The sequence below is a fragment of the Liquorilactobacillus cacaonum DSM 21116 genome, from assembly GCF_001436735.1.
In the GTDB taxonomy this organism is placed as follows: domain Bacteria; phylum Bacillota; class Bacilli; order Lactobacillales; family Lactobacillaceae; genus Liquorilactobacillus; species Liquorilactobacillus cacaonum.
On sequence record NZ_AYZE01000005.1, the window covers coordinates 163,850 to 189,424 of the forward strand.

Below are 25,575 nucleotides of genomic sequence, written 5' to 3' on the forward strand. Positions count from 1 at the left end.
GTTATCACCTCCTAGATAACCCGAGGCCGATTCATGTTAGATTTAGAAGAACTGAAATTGACGAGTCGAATTTTGATTTTTTTCTGTTCTGAAATTCCTAAACAAACACGTAAATCATCCTTGAGCTGATTCAAAAAAGTCGAAGTTTGTTGCTTAGCATTTGCTGAATTTAGCAGATTACCTGATATTTTGAGAGTAATCTTATTAGATGCCAATTTAGCGGATACTTTCGGGTTTCCAATAAATAGTTCTTCTTGGAGTGCTGCAAGGGTAAAATTTTCAATAGCTTTTTTACTGACTGTAACTTGACCAGCAGATTTTTGATGAAGATATAACAATTGTGACCGTGGCCAAAGAATTATAGTAAGTAGTAGAACAAGCAATACAATAGCTAAAATTACCCCACTCCAGAAGAGATAGAGTGGTTCATATTGAATTAGCCAATCAAGCTTTAATGAAATAGGTGTACTGGTACCAATGGTTGCTGTCCAATTTTGCAAAATAAGAGTGACAGCTAGAGGAGCTGCGAGAATGATACCCGCTATTACTAGAATCTTAGACATAAGTCGCAAATTATCACCACCTTTTTTTGAGTATAGCAAAAATTGTATTGAAAGCGTAATCATATGCACTTACAAAATATCGGAGAAGTAATATAAGTAATTCTCGTCAATAGAGTGAATGTAATCGATGAATTTAAATTTTGATATAGATACTATGAAGAGTTTATACAATAAATTTAAGATGAATAGTAAGAAAAGCAGGTACGAGTAATTTTGTGAACAATTTAATATATTGTGTCACTATCCCATGTGACTGCATGCTATTTAGTTTTTATTGAAAGCGATTACAAAAAGCATGTAAAATAATATTATAAAAAGGAGGGGTTTTTAATGGAAATAAAAAAATCGAAAAATTCACTTAAGTCTAAAGTTCAGAAATTAGGAACGAGCCTAAGTGGAATGATTATGCCTAATATTGCTGCAATTATTGCTTGGGGGCTAATTACAGCAGTTTTTATGGCAGCAGGTTGGTTTCCCAATAAGCATATTGCTGAGTTGATAAACCCAATGCTTAATTATATGATTCCGCTTCTTATAGCATATGTCGGTGGCAGAATGGTTTATGAGGAACGTGGGGCTGTTGTAGGAGCAATTGCAGTAATGGGAGTAATTGTTGGATCAAGTGTGCCTATGTTTTTGGGAGCTATGATAATGGGGCCACTTGCTGGTTGGTCCATCAAGAAATTTGATCAATTATTTCAAGATAAAATTAAATCTGGTTTTGAAATGATTTATAACAATTTTTCAAGTGGCATTTTAGGTATGGTTTTAGCAATTTTTGGAGTTTTTGTGGTTAATCCACTTGTTACTGCTGGTAGTAATTTCATGAGTAAAGGTGTCGATTGGATTATTTCAATCCATATGTTGCCATTGGCAAATGTGTTTATTGAACCCGCTAAAGTATTATTTTTGAATAATGCAATAGGTAACGGAATTTTGGTTCCTTTAGGAATTCAACAGGCAGCAGTATCAGGAAAGTCTGTTTTATTTTTACTTGAATCTAATCCAGGACCAGGAATAGGAATTTTACTGGCATTTATCTTTTTTGGAAAAGGTACTGCAAAGGCATCAGCACCTGGAGCTGCTTTGATTCAATTTTTTGGAGGAATTCATGAAATTTATTTCCCTTATATTTTAATGAAGCCCGCTTTAGTATTTGCCGCAATTGCTGGCGGTGTGGGCGGCACATTTACATTTCAGTTATTGAATACAGGTCTAAAAGCTGCAGCTTCACCGGGGTCGATTATTGCAATTTTATTGATGACACCAAAAGGCAATTATTTGAAGATTCTTACGGGTGTACTGGTTGCAGCAATTGTGTCATTTGTAGTTGCTGCAATCATATTAAAAGCTGATAAATCAATGGCAGATGAAGAAGATTTAGAAGCTCGTCAACGTCAAATGAATGAAATGAAGGCTGAGTCAAAGGGAACTAGTCTTGTAAATGCGCAGAATGCTACGGAGCAAGTGAAAAAGTTTGAAGATGTTAAAAAAATTATTTTTGCCTGTGATGCTGGTATGGGTTCCTCAGCAATGGGAGCCTCATTACTGAGGGATAAAGTTAAAAAAGCAGGTATCACGAATGTACCAGTTACTAATACAGCAATTAGTCGTTTGAAAGATGAGAATGGATTATTAGTGATTACGCAAGCGGAATTAGCTGAAAGGGCTTTGCAAAAGACACCTAGCGCAATGCATATTGCTGTTGATAATTTCTTGAGTAGTCCGAAATATGACGAAGTAGTACTGAATTTAAAGGCATTAAAGCAAATAGCGCCAAGTGATACACAAGTTACGGACGACAAAATAATACTAGCTAACAAAAGTGGAGTGCAAAACATTGATTTTAAAGTTGTTAACGAAGTAGACTTCATTCATCATGATCAACGAATTGGATCAGCAACGATGGCAACTTCAATGTTCAAAGATCGTATTAAAAAGGCTGCTAAAAAAACACCAGTCAAAAATGTTGGGATAGATGAACTTGAAGATAGTGAGAAACATTTAGTTATTGTAACTGAAGAAGCTGAGAAAAACCTTAGATTAAGGTATACAAATGTACAAATTTTAGTTGTCTCAAATCTACTTGACGATGATATGTATGATTCACTTTTGGCACATTTAAATTAAAGAGGATGATGTAAGGTGATTTTGTTGTCGGAACGTCAAAAGAAAATATTACAAAAATTGAGTATGTACAGCGAGGGAGTAACTATGGCTATGATTGAGGACTCATTGGTAATCAGTAAAAGGACCGTTTATCGTGAATTTTCAGAGCTTAAGTTATATCTTGTAGGACATGGACTTAGTATTGAAAGTACTGAGGGACGCTATTTTCTAGTAGGGTCAAAAGAAAATTTAGATGCATTGCAAGTTGAAATGAATAGCCAAAATGCGGGGATTGAGTTGACAAGTAAGCAAAGACAATCAGCTGTTGTGTGTTTATTGTTATTGAGTATTGAGCCAATGAAAATTCTTAATTTAGCAGTGTCTTTAGGAGTTAGTGAAAATACAATACAAAGAGATTTGAGAACATTAACTTTTGCGTTATCTGAATATGGAATAGACATTAATGCAAGAAAAGCAGTTGGCGTGCAAGTTATGGGGGATGAGGCACAAAAAAGATTAATTCTATGTGGAATACTAACAAACGAGATTAATGAGTATGAATTTTTTGAATATCTAGATGGAAAGATAAATAAAGAGACCGAGAGTTTCTTTTTGCGACTTTTACCAAAAGAGCTTTTAGTGGAATGCAGTTTAGCTCTTAAAGATGTGATAACACAATTTAATATGAAATCTGATATGCAAGAGGTTCAGCTAGTTTTGTTGTTTGCGATTTCTATGTTTAGGATGTCAAACGAGGTAATAAAAAGTTATTCTGCTGCAAAGCAACAAGATATTTTTAAGTATCGACAAAAAGTATTAACTGTTCTTGACAAATTGGGGACAGAGATCAAGGAAAAAATAACGACAGGAGAAATAGACTTTCTTGCGGTTCAGCTTAAAGGGTTAGATTATCATATTTTTGATAAAAATTGGTCAGATGATAGTAGCTTGCAAGTATCATATGATGTCAAAGAATTAATCAAACTAGTATCAAAAAAATTTGATTGGAATTTTGAATATGATCATGATTTATTTGAGAGGCTTAGCAAGCATATTATGTTGCTCTTAACAAATGAGATGCTTAAATTACCAAACACAAAGATTGAAACACTTGAAAATATCAGTAAAGAGTACGGAAAACTGTATAAAGTGATTTGCGATAGTTTAACCATCGTTTTTTCGGATTTTATTTTCTCACCGACAGAAGCACAACTAATCTTACTTTACTTTGCAAATAGTTATGCAAGTGAATCTGGCTTAAAAAAGATGGCAACTTTGATTGTTTGTCCAAATGGGATAGGTACAGCAAGTATTTTGAAAATGCGATTACACAAGGAAATTCCTGAAATTAATTTAATTAAAATTGCGAAGGCTTCCGAGCTGAATGAAGTGGAACCTGCACGGTATGATTTGATTCTATCAACAGTAAATCTCCCGGGTTTTAACTGGAATTATATTGTTGTCAGTCCTTTATTATTGGATGATGAAATACAGCAAATTAAAACCAGGATTCTGAAACTTTATGAACAACGTAAATATGCTAATGAACAAAATAAAAAAGAAGCAGAATTTTCAATTGATAGTGGCAAAAAAAAGTTGGAAATGATGGCACAAAAGATGAGTGAAGCTAACCAAATTATTGATGCAATTAAAGTCACAAAAGTCACTAATGCAGGTGGAATAACTGAGTCATTGGACTTTGTATTGAGTATGGTTCCGCAAATAGTTATGGGAAATAAGGATAAGGTAAAAATAGAGTTATTAAAAAGAATACAATTAGCGCCCGTTGGAATACCGAGGGCATCGATGGCACTAGTTCATACAACAGAAATGAGTGTAAAAAAACCATTTCTGGGAGTATATGATTTGGTTAATGAGATAGAGATGTTAGCGATGGATCAAGCACCTATACGTGTGGGGAGAATTATACTGATGTTGGGACCAGTTCCAATGACTGATTTTCAGAATATTTTAATGGGGACCATTAGTGGGGCAATTGTAATGAATAATACGACAATGAATATTTTTGAGCACGGAAGCGGCAAGCAAATTCGTGACCTTATAGCAACACGTGTTTTAGAACAATTCGAATTTAAGGGAAAGTGATGATAATAATGGATTTACAAAAGAACATGATTAAATTAAACCAACATGTAGCTACCAAGGAAGAAGCAATTCGATTAGCAGGTCAGTTGCTTGTTGAAAATGGTAATGTGGAGTCTGAATATGTGGAGTCAATGATTGCTAGAAATAACGATGTTTCTACCTATATGGGTAATTTTATTGCAATTCCCCATGGGACTGAGAACGGTAAGAAATTTATAAAGAAAACAGGAATCTCAGTTGTCCAAATCCCCATGGGCGTTGATTTTTCTGAGGACAAGCTAAATGAAAATGTGGTAACTGTAGTTTTTGGAATAGCTGGATTGAATGGTGAACATCTGAGTTTATTATCACAAATAGCACTTTTTTGTAGTGATGTTAATAACGTGGTTAAGCTTGCTGATGCACAAGATGAGCAAGAGATTATAAATTTGTTGAAAGAGGTTGATAAATAATGAAAGCGGTTCATTTTGGAGCGGGTAATATTGGGCGTGGCTTTATTGGAGAAACACTTGCTAATAATGGTTTTGAAATTAGTTTTGTGGACGTAAACGAAACGATTATTGATGCATTGAATGCAAGAAAGGAATATACAATCCAAATTGCAGATGAATCTCAAAAAGAAATAAAAGTTGAAAATGTTAGTGGAATTAACAACAAGGAGCATCCTGAAGCTGTGATTGAGGCAATTGCAGAAGCTGATATTGTAACGACTGCAATTGGGCCAAAGATTTTAAAGTTTATCGCACCATTAATTGCGGAAGGAATTAATGCTAGAGAAAATAAAAATAGTCAAAAGAAAATTGACGTAATTGCTTGTGAGAATATGATTGGCGGAAGTCAAAACTTAAAACAAGAAGTTTATGTACATCTGTCACAAGAAAATAAAAAGTATGCAGATGAAATGATTGGATTCCCTAATGCAGCTGTTGATCGGATTGTTCCTTTGCAAAAACATGATGATCCTTTATATGTGTCAGTAGAGCCTTTCAAAGAGTGGGTCATTGATGAGCATCAAATGAAAGCACCAGAAATAAAACTGACAAGTGTTGAGTATGCACCTAACTTGGAGCCATATATTGAACGAAAATTATTTTCGGTTAATACGGGACATGCTACAGTTGCGTATACGGGAAAATACAAAGGCTATAAGGACATTGGAACTGCGATTACAGATAAAGAGGTTTTACAGCAATTAAAGAAGGTTTTAAAGGAAACTGGGGATTTATTGATTAATAAGTGGAATTTTAATCGTGAGGACCATGAAAAATATCAGAGGAAAATTATTGGAAGATTTCAAAATAAGTATTTGTCGGATGATATTGCTAGAGTAGGTAGGACACCGATACGTAAGCTAGGTTACGATGAAAGATTTATTCGACCAATTCGTGAAGCGAAAGAACGCGGTTTGTCATTTGCAGCTTTACTTGAAACAGTAGGTATGATTTATACATTTGATGAACCTACAGATAGTGAAAGTCAAGAATTGAAGAAGTTACTTGCAAATGAACCAATAAAAAAAGTGGTTATTGAAACAACAGGTTTAGATGACCAAGACCTTGTAACACAAATTATCGAATCTTATAAAAAATCAGTGGCAAATAAGTAATTAAAAAGAACTTTAATTGAGAGATATGACATACCTAGGTAAGAGAAAAGGTAGTCTATAAAGAGTATGAAATGAGAGATGAATCTCACCTCATGCTCTTTTTGGTATAATCGTTGTAAATTTTGTTGTTTATCATATACCAATATTAAAATTAACTGTTTGACAATTGGATTGATAGGTATTATATTGGTGATGTTAATTTGATTACTTTTAATTTTGATATAGACCAATTTTTAAAAAATTAATAAAATATTACAAAATGGTTAGGAAGGCTGGTTTTGGTATGTGTGGAATAGTAGGGGTTACAGGTAGAGTAAATGCTGTTGAAATATTATTAAATGGATTACAGCGTTTGGAATATCGAGGATATGATTCTGCTGGTATTTATGTTAATTCTCAAGATGGGAAAGAATATCTTGTTAAGGAAAAAGGACGTATTGATGATTTACGAGCAGAAATTGGAAAGGAAGTACATGGATCAAGTGGAATTGGGCATACAAGATGGGCAACTCACGGTGTTCCAAGTAAAGAAAACGCTCATCCACACGTTTCTGCAGATGGACGTTATTTCTTGGTTCATAATGGTGTGATAGGTAACTTTGCTCAATTGAAGGCTACATATTTACAAGACATAACATTTGCTAGTGATACAGATACGGAAGTTATTGTACAATTGATTGCAAAATTTGCAAAAGAAGAGAATTTGTCGACAAAAGAGGCATTTAAGAAGGTCATTTCACTTGTTGATGAAAGTTCTTCATATTCATTCTTGTTGATGGATAATCTGGAGCCAGAAACATTATATGTTGCAAAAAATAAAAGTCCACTTTTGATAGGTGTAGGTGACGGATTCAACGTTGTATGTAGTGATGCAATTGCAATGCTTGATCAAACGCATGATTTTATTGAACTCGTTGATGGGGAAATTGTAATTGTTAAGCCACAAGATGTGACAATAGAAGATGTAACAGGAAGAGTTATTAAGAGGGCACCTTTCCATGTTAATACAGATGCTTCTGAGGTTGAAAAGGGAGCATACCCGTATTATATGTTAAAAGAAATTGATGAACAGCCTGGTGTGATGAGATCATTGATTGAACATTATGTTTCAGATGATGGGACAATAGTCATTGACCAAAGTCTCTTAGATAGCATGAAACAAGCCGATCGATTATATATAGTAGCAGCTGGAACGAGTTATCATGCTGGATTAGTTGGTAAGGAACTTTTTGAAAGATTAACCCAAACACCTACAGAAGTTCATGTTGCGTCAGAGTTTGGCTATAATCCACCGCTATTATCAAAGAAGCCATTTTTTATTTTTTTGACACAAAGTGGAGAAACTGCAGATAGTCGCCAAGTGTTGTCACAGATAAACGAGTGGGGATACGAGAGTTTAACGATTACCAATGTTGAAAATTCAACATTATCACGTGAAGCGACATTTACATTATTGTTATATGCAGGACCAGAAATTGCAGTGGCTTCTACTAAAGCTTATACAGCCCAAATTGCACTTGAAGCAATTCTTGCTAAAAAATTTGGTGAAATCAAGCAAGTGGCTATTGCTAAATCATTTGATGTGGCTCATGAACTTACGATGGTTGCAAATGGAATGCAGGAATTAGTTGATGAAAAAGGACAGTATGAACAGATAGCGGCGAATGCACTAGCAACAACACGTAATGCTTTTTATATTGGCCGAGCAATTGACTATGACGTGGCACAAGAAGCAGCTCTTAAGTTAAAAGAAGTATCTTATGTGCAAACTGAAGGTTTTGCTTCGGGCGAATTAAAACATGGAACAATCGCCTTAATAGAAGAAGGAACTCCAGTAATTGCGATTATTACCGAAGAAAAAACAGCTAAGCACACAAGAAGCAACACACAAGAGGTTTTAGCTCGAGGTGCTAATGTTATAAATATAGCAAGTCGATATTTGTCAGAAGACGGAGATCAAATTATTTTACCTGATGTACATCCACTTTTAACACCATTGCTTTCAATCGTACCGTGCCAGTTATTAGCATACTACACAAGCTTACAACGCGGTTATGATGTTGATAAACCACGTAATCTTGCAAAGAGCGTAACTGTTGAATAAGGTTAAGTAAAGAGATTAATTTTAAGTATGGGCCAAGTCGAATTTTTAAATTTGGCTTGGCTTTTTGGTATATAAGAAAGGAGACTGAAAAAATAATAAATAAAGTTGGGTTTTCTAAAATTGCCAAATATGATAAGAAATTTGTAAAGTGAACAGAAAAGTAATATTAAAATTGAATAAAAAAATAGGTTTTTCACAATATTTAATGTCCTAGTAATTGATTTTACCTTTGAGAGTAGTATATTTTAATTGGATGGTTTTGCTTTTCTTGCATAAAGGTCTTTTAAAATGTGGGAATTACTGACGTTCTTTAAAATTTAAAAAGGAGGGGTTTTGTATGAGTATTGTTTCACTTGCAAGGTTTCAATTTGCGATGACTACGATTTATCATTTCTTTTTTGTTCCGTTTTCAATTGGGACAGGACTTGTTGTTGCTATCATGGAAACAATGTACGTCGTTACAAAAAAAGACGAATATCTTAAGATGGCAAAATTCTGGGGAAATATTTTTCTTCTTAGTTTTGCTGTTGGGGTTGTAACAGGTATTATTCAAGAATTCCAGTTTGGTATGAACTGGTCAGATTATTCCAGATTCGTCGGAGACATTTTTGGGGCACCATTAGCAGTGGAGGCATTGCTTGCTTTCTTTATGGAATCAACATTTTTAGGACTTTGGATTTTTACTTGGAAGATGGTAAGTCCTAAATTACATGTTATTTTTATGTGGATTGTTACGCTTGCATCATCATTATCAGCGTTATGGATTTTAGCTGCTAATAGTTTTATGCAGCATCCAACTGGATATACAATCAAAAATGGACATGCGGTGATGACTAGTTTTAGTGCGCTTTTAAAAAATCCACAACTGTGGTATGAATTTGGTCACGTAATTGCTGGTGCGATTGTAACTGGAGGAATAATTATTACAGGATTATCAGCATTTCAATTACTTAAAAAGAAGGTTGAGAATCCGGAATTCTATAAAAAATCATTGCATATCGGATTGTTAGTTGCTTTATTTGGATCGATTGCTGTTTTAACAGCAGGTGATCTTCAAATGAAGGCTCTTGTGAAAGAACAGCCAATGAAATTTGCGGCGACTGAAGGTTTATATAAAAATACTGGAGATCCAGCATCATGGACTCTAGTTGCTTGGGCAAATGAAAATGGACATAAACGTGTTTGGGGTATTGATGTTCCTTATGTATTAAGTATTTTGGCCTATGATAAGCCATCAGGTTCTGTAGAAGGAATGAATGCAATAAATAAGCAGTTGGTAAAAGAGTATGGAAAACAAAACTATTACCCGCCAGTTAATACACTGTTTTGGAGTTTTAGAATAATGGCTGGTTTTGGAACTCTTATGCTTTTAGTTTCCTTGTTAGGGTTATTCTTTACAAGAAAGAAAAATCAATTATTGTATCGCCAAAAATGGATGCTTTGGATTTTAGGCCTTTGCACTTTTACTCCATTTTTAGCTAATACAGCTGGCTGGTTAGTGACGGAATTAGGTCGTTATCCATGGACAGTATATGGTTTATTTACTATCAAACAAAGTGTTTCACCCAATGTTTCGGTAGCGTCCTTGTTGACTTCAAATATTGTTTATTTCTTATTATTCACTGGTATCGGAATAACAATGGTTTCCTTGGTTGTGCGTGAACTTGGCAAAGGACCAGACCATGAAGAAAAGGTCGAAGAGCAAGAAAGAAAAGCGGCTAAGATTGATCCGTTTGATAAGGAGGCATTCGAATAATGAGTGGATTACAATTATTATGGTTTGTTTTAATTGGAGTCTTATTTTCGGGTTTCTTTTTCCTAGAAGGTTTTGACTTTGGAGTAGGAATGGCTGTCCAATCACTTACCCATAGTGAGGATGAAAAAGATCAGATTGTTGCAACAATCGGGCCTGTTTGGGATGGAAATGAAGTTTGGCTAATTACAGCCGGAGGTGCATTATTTGCATCATATCCATTTTGGTATGCAACTTTGTTTAGTGGCTATTATTTGATATTGTTCACAATATTAGCAGGTCTTATTATTCGTGGAGTATCGTTTGAATTTAGAAAAAATGTTCCAACTAGCCAAAAACAGATTTGGAATTGGGCATTATCTTTAGGGAGTTTAGTTGTTCCGTTCTTCTTTGGATTAATGTTTGTTAGCATGATTCAAGGGATGCCTATTGATGCTAAGGGAAATATGACTGCTACTTTTGGTGATTACTTCAACTTATTCTCAATTGTTGGGGGAATAGCTGTGGTTTTGCTTAGCTATTTACATGGATTAAATTATATTGCACTTAAGACAACAGGTCCAGTAAGAGATCGTGCTAAGAATTATGCTAAGTTTTTATATGGTGTTTTGTATCTAGGATTAGTTGCGTTTGCTGTTTTAATGTATTTTGAAACAGATTTCTTTGAATTACATTTTGCGACTACTTTGGGTCTATTAGTATCAATGGTAGTTTTGACAGTAATTGCAAATATTGCAGTTATGAAAGACGCAGAAATAACAACATTTATAGCAAGTGGAGCAACATTTGTTGCACTGGTTGCATTGATTTTTACAGGTTTGTTCCCAAGAGTAATGATTAGTTCAATTAGTTCTAAGTATGATTTACTAATAACTAATTCTTCCTCTAGTCCCTATACTCTAAAAATCATGTCGTATGTTGCTATTTCATTTTTACCATTTGTTTTAGCATATATTGTTTGGACCTATTATATTTTTAGAAGAAGAATAAGACATACCTCTGTCTTGGAGAGTAAATAATGATTGATAAAAAGCTAATGTTGTTGCCGGGGATAAAAAAAGTCTTATTAGTCCTGACCGGATTGGCTTTATTGCAAGCTGTCGCAATTGTTGGACAAGCTTGCTTTTTGTCTATAGCCATAGTTGATTTATGGGATGGAAATCAGCTTTTAAATCAATTAAGTTGGATTGTATTATTTTTTGTATGTTATTCAATCAGGCATATTGTAAACTTTTTTCGAGAAGAATTATTAGATGATTTTGCTGCAAAAAAAATTGTCGAATTAAGGGAACAATTACTTGCAAAGATTTTTCGTCTTGGACCAGCAATTGTTCAGAGTAGTGGCACAGGAAATATTACAACGATGGCACTTGAAGGAATCGACCAAGTTGAAAATTATTTGCATTTAATTCTTGCTAAAACAACTACTTTGATGGTTGTCCCATGGGTTGTTTTGTGTGCAGTTTTTTATTTTGATTGGAAGTCAGCATCTTTTTTATTAGGAATTTTTCCGGTTATTATTATCTTTATGATTGTTTTGGGGTATGCTGCTCAAGCAAAAGCAGATCGACAATATTCATCATATCAAATGTTAGCTAATCATTTTGTTGATTCGTTAAGAGGAATTGATACTTTAAAATATTTTGGTTTGAGCAGACGCTATGCAAATAGTATATTTAAGACGAGTGAAAAGTTTCGCAAAGCGACGCTTAATACTTTAAAAATAGCGATTCTATCAACGTTTGCGCTTGATTTTTTTACAACTCTATCAATTGCAGTTGTAGCAGTTTTTTTAGGATTGAGATTAATAGATGGACATATGGTACTTTACCCAGCGTTAACAATTTTAATACTTAGTCCTGAATATTTTTTGCCGATTAGGGACTTTTCAAGTGACTATCACGATACTCTTAATGGAAAAAATGCTTTAAATGCGATAAATAAAATTTTAGAAATTTCTGAAAGGAAAGTGCAATCTGTTCATATTGGAGAGTGGAATGAAAACTCGAATTTAAAAGTTGAAAACTTGTCATTTTCCTATAAAAAAGCAGAAGCAGCACTTAAAAATATTACCTTAAATGTTTATGGGTATAAGAAAGTTGGAATTATTGGGCTGAGTGGGTCAGGAAAATCCACATTGATTAATATTTTAAGTGGATTTTTAAGTCCGGATGAAGCAATAGTTAACTTTGATGGTAATAAGACAACATCGTTTGCACAAAAGGAATGGCAAAAACAGGTTACGTATATTCCACAAAATCCGTATATATTTAAAGGAACCTTACGAGCAAATCTTGTTTTTTATCGACCTGACTCAACAGATGTACAAATCAAACGTGCAGTTGAAGTTGTTGGATTAAATGAATTGGTCCAAGAACTGCCAGAAGGATTAGAGACTGAGATTGGAGAAGGGGCTCGTGCGCTAAGTGGAGGTCAAGCACAAAGAATAGCGTTGGCACGTGCTTTTTTGGACAAGCAACGGAAAATTTTGTTGTTTGATGAACCAACTGCGCATCTTGATATTGAGACTGAAGTTGAGTTAAAAGAACGAATGCTTCCGTTGATGGAAAATCACTTGGTATTTTTTGCGACCCATCGTTTGCATTGGATGAAAGAAATGGATTTAATTATTGTGATGGATAAAGGCAGTATTGTTGAGAGTGGTACCCTAGATGAATTGCGTCAAAATAATGGGGCATTTGTTAAATTGACACAATCTTTGAGGAGAATATAATATGAAAATATTTAAATTATTCAAAAAAGATAATTGGATTAGACCCTTTTTAGGAAAATATCATAAGTCGCTTTTACTTGCACTAGGGCTAGGATTCATGACTTTTTTTTGTGGTGGGGCATTAATGTTTAATTCTGGTTACTTGATAAGTAAATCAGCTTCACATCCTGAAAACATCTTATTAGTCTATGTTCCAATTGTGCTAACACGTGCATTTGGTATAGGTAGACCGATGTTTCGCTATCTGGAAAGGTTGACCAGTCATAATTGGGTGCTTAAATTGACCTCAGAACTACGACTAAAACTGTACAAAGTATTGGAAAAAGATGCTGTTTTTTTTAAAAACAAATACCAAACTGGTGATATTTTAGGGATACTTTCGGAAGATATTGATCATATTCAAAACTTGTATTTAAGAACAATTTTTCCAACTGTAATAGCTTGGATTTTGTATGTAGTTCTGATAATTGGATTGGGATTTTTTTCGGTATGGTTTGCATTAATTATGGCTCTTTTGCTCTTCGTACAGCTTGGGTTATTTCCACTTGTTGCCATAATAGTTAATGGGGCAAAACAAGAGAGACAAAAAGTTTTGAAAAACGAATTGTATACTGAACTAACAGATAATATTTTAGGAATATCAGATTGGATATTTAGCCAAAGAGGGCGAGAATACCTGAAGTATCATAAAAATATTGAAGCAGATGTGCAACATATAAATAGGGAAATAAAAAAGGATAACCATTATCGAGACATCGGCGTACAATTAATGTTTGGAGTAATAGCTATTGCTTTATTAGTTTGGTCTAGCATCCATTTCCCTGGAAACCATGGGGGTTCAGCTAACTGGATTGCTGCTTTTGTCTTAGTAATTTTTCCATTAATTGATGCTTTTTCTCCATTGGGTGCTGCTGCACAAGAAGCAAATATATATCAAGATTCTTTAAGGCGGTTGAACAACTTGTCGGAGGGGAAAAGTACAGTTCCGAAAAAACAGAATGCAAAATTGAATAGTTCTTCTTTTGTCATTGAGGTTGATGATCTAACTTTCAATTATCCAAATGATAATAAAAAGGTGTTACATAAGTTGAGCTTTCAGATTGATAACCAGGAAAAAATAGCAATTTTGGGTAGAAGTGGGTCAGGAAAAACAACTTTAGCTAAATTGTTACGAGGAGATTTGATACCAAGCAGTGGAAATTTGCGGTTGAATGGGACAGAAATAGCAGATTTTGGAGAAAAAATTAGCGATTATGTAGGAGTTATTCATCAGACACCATATCTTTTCAACACAACAATTAGCAATAATTTAAGAGTTGGGAATGAGGAAGCTAATATCGACGACTTATGGGACGTGTTAGACCGTGTGGGATTAAAAAGAATGGTTGAAAACTTACCAGAAGGCTTGGAAACAGTTGTGGATGAGGCTGGGCTTCGTTTCTCTGGAGGTGAACGACACCGATTGGCGTTAGCACGAATTTTACTTAAGGATGTCCCCGTTGTAATTTTAGATGAACCTACAGTTAGCTTAGATCCTCTTACTGAGCAAGATTTGATAGAAACTTTTATGAAGGAGCTTAAAGATAAGACGATAATTTGGATTACACACCATTTACAAGGTCTATCGGCTATGGATAAAATTATGTTTATTGAAGATGGGGAACTCAAAGTACAAGGTTCACCTGCTAACTTAGCTTTTAACGATAAACATTATCAAAAACTATTAGCGATTGACCATGGGGACTATATAGTTTAATGTGCGTAGATATATTGTGAAGGTTTAGTTCATCCAAAATTTTTTAATTTTGTATAATATAAAAATGTAGATTAATTTTTAATTAACCTACATTTTCAGCGCTTTTATTTAAAATTTACGGTTCAAAAGGCTATGAGTTAGTTTTTTGATACTAGAGGTGACATCGTTTTTAGGTAGTTTATCAATGTCTGCAAGTGCTTTTTCAGTATAACTTTTCGCAAATGCAATGGCATCTTTGACACCATCTAATTTATGAACAAGGTTACCTACTTTTTTAATTTCTTCAAGACTAATATTTTGTTTTTTATCTAAAAATGGAGCAAAAGCAAGTGGATCCTTAGCAAGTGCAAAAAGTAATGGAGATGTATAGACTCCTTGAGCAAGGTCTTCCAAAACAGGCTTTTTTAAAATTTTACTTGAAGAGGTATAATCCAAGATATCATCGTAAATTTGAAAAGCTATTCCAATGTTTTCGCCGATGGAAGCGGCATTTGTGGAGATTTCAGAAGAGCTCTTACCAAAATATGCCCCCTCAAGACATGCTAAGCGAAAAAAGTTCAGCAGTTTTTCCCTTGATATTTTCAACGTAATTTTCAATTGTTTGTTGCTGATTGAAACGTGCATGCATTTGACCAAGTTCACCAAATAAAAGTTTTTTCATTGCTGTAGCATTATCTTGCATTAGTGATGTACCATTCATAGTGTCAATGAGTAATTCAAAAAAAGCAGTGAATAGCAAATCTCCAGCATAAACAGCAACATCTTTTCCAAAATTAGATTGAATAGTGACAACTCCATGTCTAAGTGGAGAGTCATCAATGATATCATCGTGTATAAGTGTAGCTTTATGTAATATTTCTAGCGAGGCAGCAACTTTCAGCAATTTCTCTTCGTCTTGTTTGTCTTTTTCCCCTAATTCTGAAAAGAGTAAGAAAAGACCAGGACGTAACATTTTCCCACGTTCTTGGGCAGATTCTGTGAGTAGTTGCTGAACATCTGGGTTGTTGGAACTAAGGTGTTCATTAATTAAAGAACTAACAGTACTGAGTTTTTGAGCAACGTTTGGATAGTGAGACCATATATCTAGCATATTAACATTGAATTCCTTTCCGATGAACTATGAGCATGATATGTTCTACACTATATTAAACCAAATTCATCAGTTTAGCTATAATAAAGAAAAGGAGTGATTCGGTTGACTGTTTCAGTATTTTTAGAACTAGTCGAAATTAAAGCTAAGACGGCAAGTATTTTACCTTTTTTACTAGGTGCTTGTTTTAGTTGGTTCAATTATCATTCATTAAACCTAGGGTACTTACTTGTGTTTTTCATTGCTATGTTTTTATTCAATATGGCAGTAGATATTCTTGATAATTATAATGATTATCATAATGCAACGGATAAACATGATTATAAGAAAAAAACCAATATTATTGGGCGTGAACATCTTTCAATAAAATTGGTGTTTAGTATTATGATTGGAATGATTATAATATCAGCATTTCTCGGCTTGATCTTGGTTTATATTACAGGATGGCAATTATTAGTAATGGGTGGGATTTGTTATCTTGTTGGAATATTTTATTCTTCTGGTCCAAGACCACTTTCGAGTTTGCCTTTGGGTGAAGTTTTTTCAGGGCCAACAATGGGGTTTATGATAACTTTGATTTGTGTTTATATTAACTCGTATCAGATTTTTTCCTGGAACTTAGTGAACTTAGGTGCAATACTTTTAATTTCGTTACCAAATACTTTGTGGATTTCTAATCTAATGTTAGCAAATAATATTTGTGACTTAGAAGAAGACGAAAAAAATCAAAGGTTTACACTAGTTCATTACCTTGGAAAGGAGCATTCATTGCAATTATTTGTTATAATGAACTCTGTAGCTATAATTGCTTTGGTAGCAGCAGTTATTTTGAAAATTGCACCAGTGACGATGCTCTTATCTTTGTGTATTTTGCCAGTTATTCTCAAACAAATTGGCATATTTCTAAATAAACAAGTGAAAAAAGAAACATTTAGCTGTGCTATTAAAATATTGGCTATCGGAGCAGTAAGTCAAACATTAACTTTTTTGATTTACATGCCATTTATTAATTATTAAAAGGAGATGCAAAAATGAAGGAAATAGTTATTTTAGGTGCAGGATATGCGGGATTGCGTGCACTACACCGTTTGCAAGCAAGTAAAGGAGATTTTCATATTACACTTGTTGATCGTAATACTTATCACTATGAAGCAACTGACTTGCATGAAGTTGCTGCTGGTACACAATCTAAGGAAAAAATCACTTATGCAATAAGCGACGTTGTAAAGCCTACGGTAACAACTTTTATTCAGGCTAAGGTTGAGAAGGTAAATCGGGAAGAAAAATCGGTTTCACTAGATAATGGACAAGTACTTAATTATGATTATGCAATTGTTTCATTAGGGTTCCGCTCAGAATCATTTGGAATTGCTGGCGTAGAAGATAATGCACTTGAGATGGTGGATATCGAAAGCGCAGAAAAGGTATACCAGCATATTCTTGCTCAAATGAAAGATTATGCAAAAACGCAAAATCCAGATGATTTAAAAATAGTTGTTTGTGGTGCTGGTTTTACAGGAATTGAGCTTTTGGGTTCACTTGTTGAATCACGTCCAGCATTTGCTAAAATTGCTGGTGTGGCAGAACAAGAAGTTGAAATCTTCTGTGTTGAAGCTGTAACTCGTCTTTTACCAATGTTCAATGAAGAATTAGCTGATTACGGAATCTCTAATTTGAAGAATTGGGGAATCAAATTTCTTACTGGTAAACCAATCAAGGAAATCAAACCAAGTACAGTTATATATCAAGATGACAAAGAAACAGGAACAACAAAAGAACTTTCAGCAAACACTATTATTTGGACAACAGGTGTCAGTGGAAGCAATGTAATGGAATCTTCAGGCTTTTCTCAAAGACGTGGTCGAGTTGTAGTTAGTGACAATCTAACAGATCCAGATTTTGAGAATGTTTATATTGTTGGTGATGTTTCTGCTTTTATGGACAAAGAAAGTAATCGTCCTTATCCAACAACAGCCCAAATCGCACTAAAAATGGGTGATTATGCTGCGAAGCATGTGCTCGCACAACTTGATGGAAGAGAAATTCCAGGGTTTACCTTTAAGTCATTGGGATCAGTTGCATCAATTGGTAATACCCACGCATTCGGCCTTGTTGGCAAATCTGCAATTAAGGGTTACCCGGCTTCATTTGTTAAAAAAGCAATCATGGATAAATCACTATTTGCTACAGGTGGTGTAAAAGAAGTTCTAGCTAAAGGACGTTTTGATTTATATCATTAAATAAAAGGATAAATTCCACTTTTAAAGAGAAGTCAGTACGATGTCTTCTCTTTTTTATTCAATCATTATTTTGCTCAATTATGTTCAAAATGTCAATAGTTTTTATAACATCTTATTAAAAAACTTGTTAAAGTAACATTTTTACAGTGAATAGATTGTGCAAAACTTAATTTAAATGATTGGAAACCAATTTGGTTCAGTGATTATAAGTTCAGTTCTGCCAATACACGATACGCAAGTGTCTCACTTAAAATAATATCTGTAATTAATTTTCCGCGTAGAACTCCTAAAATGGCTTGGGTTTTTGACTTACTTCTAACTAGACAAAATCTTCGAGGTGTAGCTAAGACTTCTTCTAGAGAGATACCCAAAACTTTATCGTTGTTGATATTTAAAATATTTCCATTTATGTCGAATGGACGTCCATAAATTAAGCCAGCAACTCGGGACATATCTAAATATGGGAAGATTTTTGAAAGATTCTCTTTCCAAATGGGAATAGACTGAAGAGAGCGAATCGTCCCAAGTCCGGTTAATAATACATCCATTTTTTTTGCAACTGCAAGTGTATGTGCAATCGAGGGCTCAGCGTAAAGTCCTTGGCGTATTTGATTATTAACAATATATAATGGTGCCGGGAGTGTTAAGAATTCACTGGAGAATTTTGCTGCAATTTTTTCGACCATGCGCATTGAGCCAGCGGTTGAATTGTATTTCATATTTTCACCCATAAATTGTGTGAATTTAACAGATTCTAAGGGAAAACCATGGAGGCTATCAACTAAGCTATAAATTGCTTCTCCCCAACTAGTACCAACAATCTTACAGTTATTTTTAAACATTTTTTCAGCTATTGTTGCGGCAGATTGTGACAATTCTTTTGAAGTTGTAATGTCATTTTCGCCATCACGAATAATGTAAAAGTGGATATCTTTAAATTTGTCAGCAAGCATTGTTTCAAGTTGCGGATTTCGCTTTGTAATAGTTGAGATTTCAATTTTTACGATACCATTCTTTACTGCATCATTTAGATACTTATTGATTAGGTAGCGGCTGATATTGTATTTTTTTGAAATATCACCAAAAGATAATTTGTTAAGATAATAGTCTTCTGATAATACTGAAAGCAATTCTTCGTGTGTCAAGATAGTCATCTCCTAAAGTGATAAAAATTCGGAACTAATTCGTACTTTAAATGATATAACTTTTGAAAAAATTAAACAACAGTTTAGTTTTTTTAATAAATCATTAGGAATTACAGTAATTCAAACAAAACCCTTATTTTTAAAATATTTAAAAAACATTTTCTTTTTGAGTTTTGTTTTTTTAAATTTGCAAATCTTTTTGTTTACATTTGGAAGATTAAGTACTACACTAGGCAACGTAAATAACGCTAGTGGATATTACATTTTTTTAAAAATTTGAAAAGAGGAAAAGCATATGGTTGATATGGACAAGGTTTTATCAATTCATGAAAAGCACAAAGGTGTGTTAGGAATTCTTCCTGAGTTTAGTGTTGCTACTCGAAATGAGTTGAGTGAAGCCTATACTCCAGGTGTTGCGGGTTTGGCAAAATTAATTGAATCAAATCCTGAAGACAAAAACAAATATACAATGAGTGGTAAACTGGTTGCAATTATCACTGATGGTTCAGCTGTATTAGGCCTTGGTAATGTTGGCCCCGCAGCAGGGTTGCCAATCATTGAAGGTAAGGCACTTTTATATAAGAGTTTTTCAGGCGTAGATGCAATCCCGCTTGCTTTTGCACAAGGAACGGTTGACGAATTTGTTTCAGGTGTAAAGAATATGGAAACATCTTTTGCGGGTATTCATTTAGAGGATATTGCAGCTCCAAGAGTATTTGAGATTGAGAAGAGATTAAGAGAAGAATTGAGTATACCAGTGTATCATGATGATCAAACTGGGACTGCAATTGTTGTTTTAGCAGGTTTAATTAATGCAGCTAAAGTTGTGGGCAAAGATTTGAAGAGCATGAAGATTTTAATCAATGGTATAGGTGCTGCCGGAGTAGCAACAGCTAAATTATTAATTGCAGCAGGGGTTAAAAATTTAACACTTGTTGATATCTATGGTGTTGTAACTGCTGATGACGATAGATATAACTCATATCAACGTGAATTGACTAAAGAAATCAATCAGGTTGAGGGGTCAACATTAGATGAAGTAATTGAAGGACAAGATGCATTCATTGGACTTTCAGATGCTAAAGTGTTGAGTGTTGAACAAGTTAGGAAAATGAGTTCTGAAGCAATTGTATTTGCATTAGCAAACCCAGTTCCTGAGATTTTACCAGAAGAAGCTATTGAAGGTGGAGCAGCTGTTACTGCAACTGGTTCTGCTCAATGGCCTAATCAGGTAAATAATGTGTTAGCTTTTCCTGGTTTATTTAAAGGATTATTGGCTAGTGGAGTAAAAAGTGTTGATATGAAATTACAAGTTAGTGTTGCGACTGGTTTAGCAAATATGATTGAGAAACCGGATAAAGACAATATTGTGCCAGGTGTATTTGATAATGGTGTCGTTGATGCTGTTTCAAATGCAGTTATTGAATATAGTAAAAATAATTAGAAAAGGTGTTATCGGGTGCGACGACCGATGAAGCCGCCACACCTAAACTAAAAAGAAGGTGTAGAGCATGAGTGTGTTTTTTACTTCGATACAAAGTGTGTTAGCAATTGTTTTAATGATAGCAGTAGGATATCTTGCTCAGAAAGCAGGATTTTTCGGTAAAGATTTTTCGAATTCATTATCTAAATTAATAATGAAGATTTCTTTGCCACTTGGAATTTTTAATTCAATGTTGGAGAACTTTAATCCGACAGTTTTAGGAAAATTAGGAACTGGTTTAATTTATGTAATTATTTCAGTTGCAGTTGATTACTTAATAGCTTTTCTTTTGACTAGAATGTTCCGCGTACCTCGTGGAAAAAGAGGATTGATGATTCAAGCTATTACAGGTGCCAACACAGTATTCATCGGAATGCCTTTGAATAATGCGTTATTTGGAACAAGCGCAATTCCTTATTTACTTGTTTATTATATCGTAAATACTATTGTTATTTGGACAGTTGGTGTTTGGGTTATTGCAAATGATGATCCAACGGTTAACGGTAGAAATGATAATGTAAAATTTGATTTATCACATTTGTTACCTGTTCCATTATATGGATTCATTGTAGCGTTACCATTTATTTATATCGAACCATTGAAACATTTCTATATGAGTTTGACATTTTTGAGTAATACTTTTGTCCCAGATATGGGTGCTTTAGTTACACCATTATCATTAATTTATATTGGGATTATGTTACAACAGTTTGGTTTGAAGAATATGGAATTCGATGGTCATATCATAATGACATTAATTGGACGTTTTGTCATTTCACCAATTATTATGGTCGCAGTTATAATGATTGGGGCACATGCGGTAGGATTGGGCTTAACACCAATTTTCCAAAAAACATTGATTATCCAATCAGCAACACCAACATTAGCTGTACTACCAATTATGGCTAATGAGTATCATGGAGATGTTAAATTTGCGACGAATGTAGTTGTTGCATCGTCAGTGTTATTTGTAGTGGTAGTTCCAATTATAATGATTCTACAAAGTGCTTTATAGTCAAAGTTAGCGAGGGTTAAGATGGACGAAAGAATTCAAGATATTTATTTATCCAATAAAAGTGCTAAAGATCAATGGATGAATTTTTTAAAAAAACGTGGCATTGGAAATTTTGCTGAGAATGAAACTAAGTTTATTGAACAAACTATTGGTATTTTTGCTGATGATGGTAGTTTGATTGCAACAGGTTCACTTGCAAATAATGTGATTAAGTATGTTGCGGTCTGTGATCTTGGCGCACAAAGTAAAGGTGCTAGATTCAATAAGATAATCTCTGAATTAGAAAGTCGTCTAGCATTGTTGGATAGATTTCACTATTTTGTTTTCACTAAACCAGAATACCAACTTAGCTTTGAGTATGTAGGATTTCGGACATTGGCAGCAACTGAATTTGGTGTAATTCTTGAAAAAGGTACACCAAATATAACGGAGTATCTAGCTAAAATTCCACGTTTTGACAATGGGAAAGTAGCAAGTATTGTGATGAATGCTAATCCATTTACAAACGGGCATCGTTACTTGGTTGAAAAAGCAGCAAAAGAAAATGAACATGTATATGTTTTTGTCGTTAGTCAGGATTCTTCGCTATTTAAGACGTCTGAAAGATTTGAATTGGTTAAAAAAGGTACAGCCGATTTGAAAAACGTTACAGTCGTTAGTGGCGGTGACTATATGGTTAGTTTTGTGAGTTTTCCTTCTTATTTTATCAAAAATGCAGATGAAATTATTAAGTATCAAACGATGTTAGATGCTAGGATTTTTAAAACGCAGATTATTCAACCTTTGAGAATTACAAGTCGTTACTTAGGAAGTGAGCCGCTTTCGCATACGACTAATCTATACAATGATGCACTAACCCAAGAGTTGAGTGACAAAATTGATGTTGTGATTGTTGACCGTTTGCAGATAGATAAGGAAGTGGTGTCAGCAACAAAGGTTAGAAGGGCAATTGCAGAAAATAAGATTAATCAATGCTTAGAGTATATTCCAAAAACAACGGCAACTTATATATTAGAAAACTTAGAGGAGTTGCAGTTACGCATAAAGAAAGGACAGAAAATCGATGGAAATTAAAAAAACAGCGATTGCTGGGACATTAGAGTCTTCAGATGTACAAATCATGTTAAGTGCAGGAACAAATGGATTTGAATTTGAACTTGAATCAGACGTTGCTAAACAATTTGGTGATCAAATTAAGGAAACTATTTCGAATGTCTTGGGAATGTATGATATTAAGGATGCAAAAATTAAAGTTGTTGATAAAGGTGCCTTAGATCTTGTAATCAAAGCACGTGCAATCGCAGCAGTTCAACGTGCATTGGATATTGTTGATGCACCAAAGTGGGAGGTGCTTTAATAATGAAAGATCAAAAAGAACGTTTACGTCGTACAATGATGTTCGTACCAGGAAACAATCCAGCGATGGTTAAAGATGCAGGTATTTTTGGAGCAGATTCAATTATGTTTGATCTTGAAGATGCGGTTTCAATGAGTGAAAAAGATGCTGCACGTTATCTTATATATGAAGCATTGAAAACAATTGATTATGGAAATTCAGAACTTGTTGTCAGAATTAATGGACTGGATACACCATATTATAAGAGTGATATAAAGGCAATGGTTAAAGCTGGAGTTGATGTCATTCGTTTGCCAAAGGTTGAATCTGCTGCCATGATGGAAGAACTTGAGAAGTTAGTTGCACAGGCAGAAGAGGAATTTGGAATAGAGGTTGGAACAACAAATTTGATGGCCGCTATTGAATCTGCAAAGGGTGTTATCAACGCATATGAAATTGCAATTTCATCTAAGCGAATGATAGGGATTGCGTTATCTGCAGAAGATTACACAACAGATATGAAAACACATCGTTATCCAGATGGACAAGAGTTGTTATATGCACGTAATGTTATTTTACATGCTGCCCGTGCTGCAGGGATTGCTGCTTTTGATACTGTCTTTACCAATATGGATGATGAAGAAGGATTCTACCGCGAGACAGAATTAATTCATCAACTTGGATTTGATGGTAAGTCACTTGTTAACCCACGACAGGTTGAAATGGTTAATAAAGTGTATGAACCAACTAAGAAAGAAATCTTGAATGCACAAGGTGTAATTGCTGCAATTGCAGAAGCAAAACGTAAGGGTTCCGGGGTTATTTCAATGAATGGACAGATGGTTGATCGCCCAGTTGTATTGCGAGCAGAACGTGTTATGCGTTTAGCAACTGCTGCAAACCTTGTTGATGAGGAGGGAAACTACATTGAAAAATAATGTGAATCGTGAAATACCAGATGAAATTTTGAAAGAAAAAAATTATGAGGTATATACTACCGATAATTTTGGGACACCATTAATTCAAAAAGTGGCACCAAAATTACGTGCAACAACGGGTGAAGAAAAAGTAGTAGATTCACTTGAAGATGTTGTTTTAAAAACAGTTGAAGATGGAATGACAGTTTCCTTCCACCATCATTTTAGAGAAGGCGATTATGTCTTTAACAAAGTGATGCGAATCATTATTGATCATGGATTCAAGAATTTAACGCTAGCTCCATCATCTTTGACAAATGTGATGAACGATATAGTAGTTGAAGCAATTGAAAAAGGTGTAGTTACTAATATTACATCATCAGGGATGCGTGGTTCATTAGGGGATGCTGTTTCACATGGTGCTTTGAAAAACCCTGTTATTTTCAGATCACACGGTAATCGTGCACGAGCAATTGAAACGGGAGCAATCAAGATTGATGTAGCATTTTTGGGTGTTCCTAACTCTGATGCAATGGGTAACGCCAATGGTATGGATGGTGCAACTGCATTTGGTTCATTAGGCTATGCATTGATGGATGCTCAATATGCACAAACTGTTGTGCTTGTTACAGATAATATTAAGCCATATCCAAATACACCGGCATCAATTAAGCAAACACAAGTTGATTATGTTGTCAAAGTTGATGCTGTTGGAAATCCTGATAAGATTGGATCAGGTGCAACACGTTTTACCAAGGATCCTAAGGAATTAAAAATTGCTAAGACTGTTAATGAAGTTATTACACATTCTGAATATTTCAAGGATGGTTTTTCATTCCAAACAGGTTCCGGTGGTGCTGCATTAGCAGTTACACGTTTCTTACGTCAATCAATGATTGATAACCAAATCAAAGCTTCTTTTGCGCTTGGTGGTATTACAAAACCAACGATTGATTTACTTGAAGAAGGTCTTGTTGATAAAGTAATGGATGTGCAAGACTTTGATAAAGGTGCTGCTGAGTCAATGCATCAAAACAAGAGCCAGCAAGAAATTGATGCTTCTTGGTATGCAGATCCTGCTAATAAAGGCGCAATGGTTGATGCATTAGATGTTGTAATTTTATCAGCACTTGAAATTGATACAAAATTTAATGTCAATGTTATGTCTGGATCAGATGGAGTAATTCGTGGTGCAATTGGTGGCCATCAAGATGCAGCTACAGCCAAGTTAACAATTATTTCGGCACCATTAGTTCGTGGCCGAATTGCAACAATTGTTCCTGATGTTACAACTGCTGTAACTCCAGGAGATTCAATTGATGTTTTGGTTACGGAAGTTGGGATTGCAATTAATCCAAAACGTAAGGATTTGCTTGAAAGTTTGAGTAAGGTTCCTGGTGTCCCTGTATACACAATTGAAGAATTGCAACAAATGGCACAAGAAAAAGTGGGAACACCAAAGCCATTGGAATTCAATGATCGAGTAGTTGCATTAATTGAATATCGTGACGGCTCATTAATCGATGTAATTAAAGAAGTAAAGGATTAATATTAACACATAACTAAAGATTATTTGATATACTTGAGGAGCTGTGGTGAAGAAGGCCGCAGCTCTTTT

General features: G+C 34.5%; 19 protein-coding genes and 1 pseudogene. 17 read left to right on the forward strand and 3 right to left on the reverse strand.

Going from position 1 to position 25,575, the window contains the following annotated elements:
* Positions 1 to 11: 11 nt before the first annotated feature.
* Complete coding sequence (gene amaP / locus FC80_RS01245; protein WP_057828335.1) at positions 12 to 572, reverse strand: alkaline shock response membrane anchor protein AmaP; 561 nt, start codon at positions 570 to 572, stop codon at positions 12 to 14.
* 321 nt (positions 573 to 893) lie between these two features.
* Here amaP and FC80_RS01250 point away from each other — a divergent pair, with 321 nt between their 5' ends.
* The 9 genes from FC80_RS01250 (at position 894) to cydC (ending at position 14,731) form a co-directional block, all read left to right on the forward strand.
* A complete protein-coding gene (locus FC80_RS01250; RefSeq protein ID WP_057828336.1) occupies positions 894 to 2,693 on the forward strand; it encodes a PTS mannitol transporter subunit IIBC in 1,800 nt (599 codons plus the stop codon).
* Between the two features lie 15 nt (positions 2,694 to 2,708).
* Positions 2,709 to 4,778, forward strand: a complete 2,070-nt coding sequence (locus tag FC80_RS01255; protein WP_057828337.1) for a helix-turn-helix domain-containing protein — start codon at positions 2,709 to 2,711, stop codon at positions 4,776 to 4,778.
* 8 nt (positions 4,779 to 4,786) lie between these two features.
* Positions 4,787 to 5,230 carry a PTS mannitol transporter subunit IIA gene (locus FC80_RS01260; RefSeq protein ID WP_057828370.1) on the forward strand — a complete coding sequence of 148 codons (444 nt, stop codon included), beginning with the start codon at positions 4,787 to 4,789 and terminating at the stop codon, positions 5,228 to 5,230.
* The gene (locus FC80_RS01265; RefSeq protein ID WP_057828338.1) at positions 5,230 to 6,384 is read left to right on the forward strand and encodes a mannitol-1-phosphate 5-dehydrogenase; all 1,155 of its coding nucleotides are present in this window, start codon (positions 5,230 to 5,232) and stop codon (positions 6,382 to 6,384) included. The genes FC80_RS01260 and FC80_RS01265 overlap by 1 nt, the downstream gene beginning before the upstream one ends.
* A 283-nt stretch (positions 6,385 to 6,667) precedes the next feature.
* A complete protein-coding gene (gene glmS / locus FC80_RS01270) occupies positions 6,668 to 8,488 on the forward strand; it encodes a glutamine--fructose-6-phosphate transaminase (isomerizing) (protein WP_057828339.1) in 1,821 nt (606 codons plus the stop codon).
* 337 nt (positions 8,489 to 8,825) lie between these two features.
* The gene (locus FC80_RS01275; protein WP_057828340.1) at positions 8,826 to 10,244 is read left to right on the forward strand and encodes a cytochrome ubiquinol oxidase subunit I; all 1,419 of its coding nucleotides are present in this window, start codon (positions 8,826 to 8,828) and stop codon (positions 10,242 to 10,244) included.
* Positions 10,244 to 11,260 (forward strand): cytochrome d ubiquinol oxidase subunit II, encoded by a 1,017-nt coding sequence (gene cydB / locus FC80_RS01280; RefSeq protein WP_057828341.1) that lies wholly within the window; start codon positions 10,244 to 10,246, stop codon positions 11,258 to 11,260. The genes FC80_RS01275 and cydB overlap by 1 nt, the downstream gene beginning before the upstream one ends.
* A complete protein-coding gene (cydD, locus tag FC80_RS01285; RefSeq protein WP_057828342.1) occupies positions 11,260 to 12,975 on the forward strand; it encodes a thiol reductant ABC exporter subunit CydD in 1,716 nt (571 codons plus the stop codon). Before cydB ends, cydD begins: the two co-directional genes overlap by 1 nt.
* Before the next feature lies 1 nt (position 12,976).
* A complete protein-coding gene (gene cydC / locus FC80_RS01290) occupies positions 12,977 to 14,731 on the forward strand; it encodes a thiol reductant ABC exporter subunit CydC (RefSeq protein WP_057828343.1) in 1,755 nt (584 codons plus the stop codon).
* Between the two features lie 108 nt (positions 14,732 to 14,839).
* Here the strand turns inward: cydC and FC80_RS09710 are convergent.
* Positions 14,840 to 15,821 (reverse strand): annotated as a pseudogene (locus tag FC80_RS09710) (polyprenyl synthetase family protein).
* A gap of 105 nt (positions 15,822 to 15,926) precedes the next feature.
* On the opposite strand from FC80_RS09710, the gene FC80_RS01300 reads away from it, so the two are divergent.
* Together FC80_RS01300 and FC80_RS01305 are read left to right on the forward strand one after the other, a co-directional pair.
* Positions 15,927 to 16,838, forward strand: coding sequence for a prenyltransferase (locus FC80_RS01300; RefSeq protein WP_057828344.1), 912 nt, complete (start codon positions 15,927 to 15,929; stop codon positions 16,836 to 16,838).
* A 14-nt stretch (positions 16,839 to 16,852) separates the two neighbouring features.
* On the forward strand, positions 16,853 to 18,061 hold the full coding sequence (locus FC80_RS01305) for an NAD(P)/FAD-dependent oxidoreductase (RefSeq protein ID WP_057828345.1): 1,209 nt from the start codon (positions 16,853 to 16,855) through the stop codon (positions 18,059 to 18,061).
* Between the two features lie 203 nt (positions 18,062 to 18,264).
* Here FC80_RS01305 and FC80_RS01310 read toward each other — a convergent pair whose 3' ends face one another.
* Positions 18,265 to 19,206 carry a sugar-binding transcriptional regulator gene (locus FC80_RS01310; protein ID WP_057828346.1) on the reverse strand — a complete coding sequence of 314 codons (942 nt, stop codon included), beginning with the start codon at positions 19,204 to 19,206 and terminating at the stop codon, positions 18,265 to 18,267.
* A 295-nt stretch (positions 19,207 to 19,501) separates the two neighbouring features.
* Here FC80_RS01310 and FC80_RS01315 point away from each other — a divergent pair, with 295 nt between their 5' ends.
* The 6 genes from FC80_RS01315 to citF all read left to right on the forward strand — a co-directional run bounded on the left by FC80_RS01315 (position 19,502) and on the right by citF (position 25,506).
* A complete protein-coding gene (locus tag FC80_RS01315) occupies positions 19,502 to 20,650 on the forward strand; it encodes an NAD(P)-dependent malic enzyme (protein ID WP_057828347.1) in 1,149 nt (382 codons plus the stop codon).
* Positions 20,651 to 20,717: 67 nt separating this feature from the next.
* On the forward strand, positions 20,718 to 21,704 hold the full coding sequence (locus FC80_RS01320) for an AEC family transporter (RefSeq protein ID WP_057828348.1): 987 nt from the start codon (positions 20,718 to 20,720) through the stop codon (positions 21,702 to 21,704).
* 21 nt (positions 21,705 to 21,725) lie between these two features.
* Positions 21,726 to 22,778, forward strand: coding sequence for a [citrate (pro-3S)-lyase] ligase (gene citC, locus FC80_RS01325; RefSeq protein ID WP_057828349.1), 1,053 nt, complete (start codon positions 21,726 to 21,728; stop codon positions 22,776 to 22,778).
* Complete coding sequence (gene citD, locus FC80_RS01330) at positions 22,768 to 23,061, forward strand: citrate lyase acyl carrier protein (RefSeq protein WP_057828350.1); 294 nt, start codon at positions 22,768 to 22,770, stop codon at positions 23,059 to 23,061. The genes citC and citD overlap by 11 nt, the downstream gene beginning before the upstream one ends.
* 2 nt (positions 23,062 to 23,063) lie before the next feature.
* A complete protein-coding gene (citE, locus tag FC80_RS01335) occupies positions 23,064 to 23,978 on the forward strand; it encodes a citrate (pro-3S)-lyase subunit beta (RefSeq protein ID WP_057828351.1) in 915 nt (304 codons plus the stop codon).
* Positions 23,968 to 25,506, forward strand: coding sequence for a citrate lyase subunit alpha (gene citF / locus FC80_RS01340; protein ID WP_057828352.1), 1,539 nt, complete (start codon positions 23,968 to 23,970; stop codon positions 25,504 to 25,506). Before citE ends, citF begins: the two co-directional genes overlap by 11 nt.
* Positions 25,507 to 25,575 lie beyond the last annotated feature (69 nt).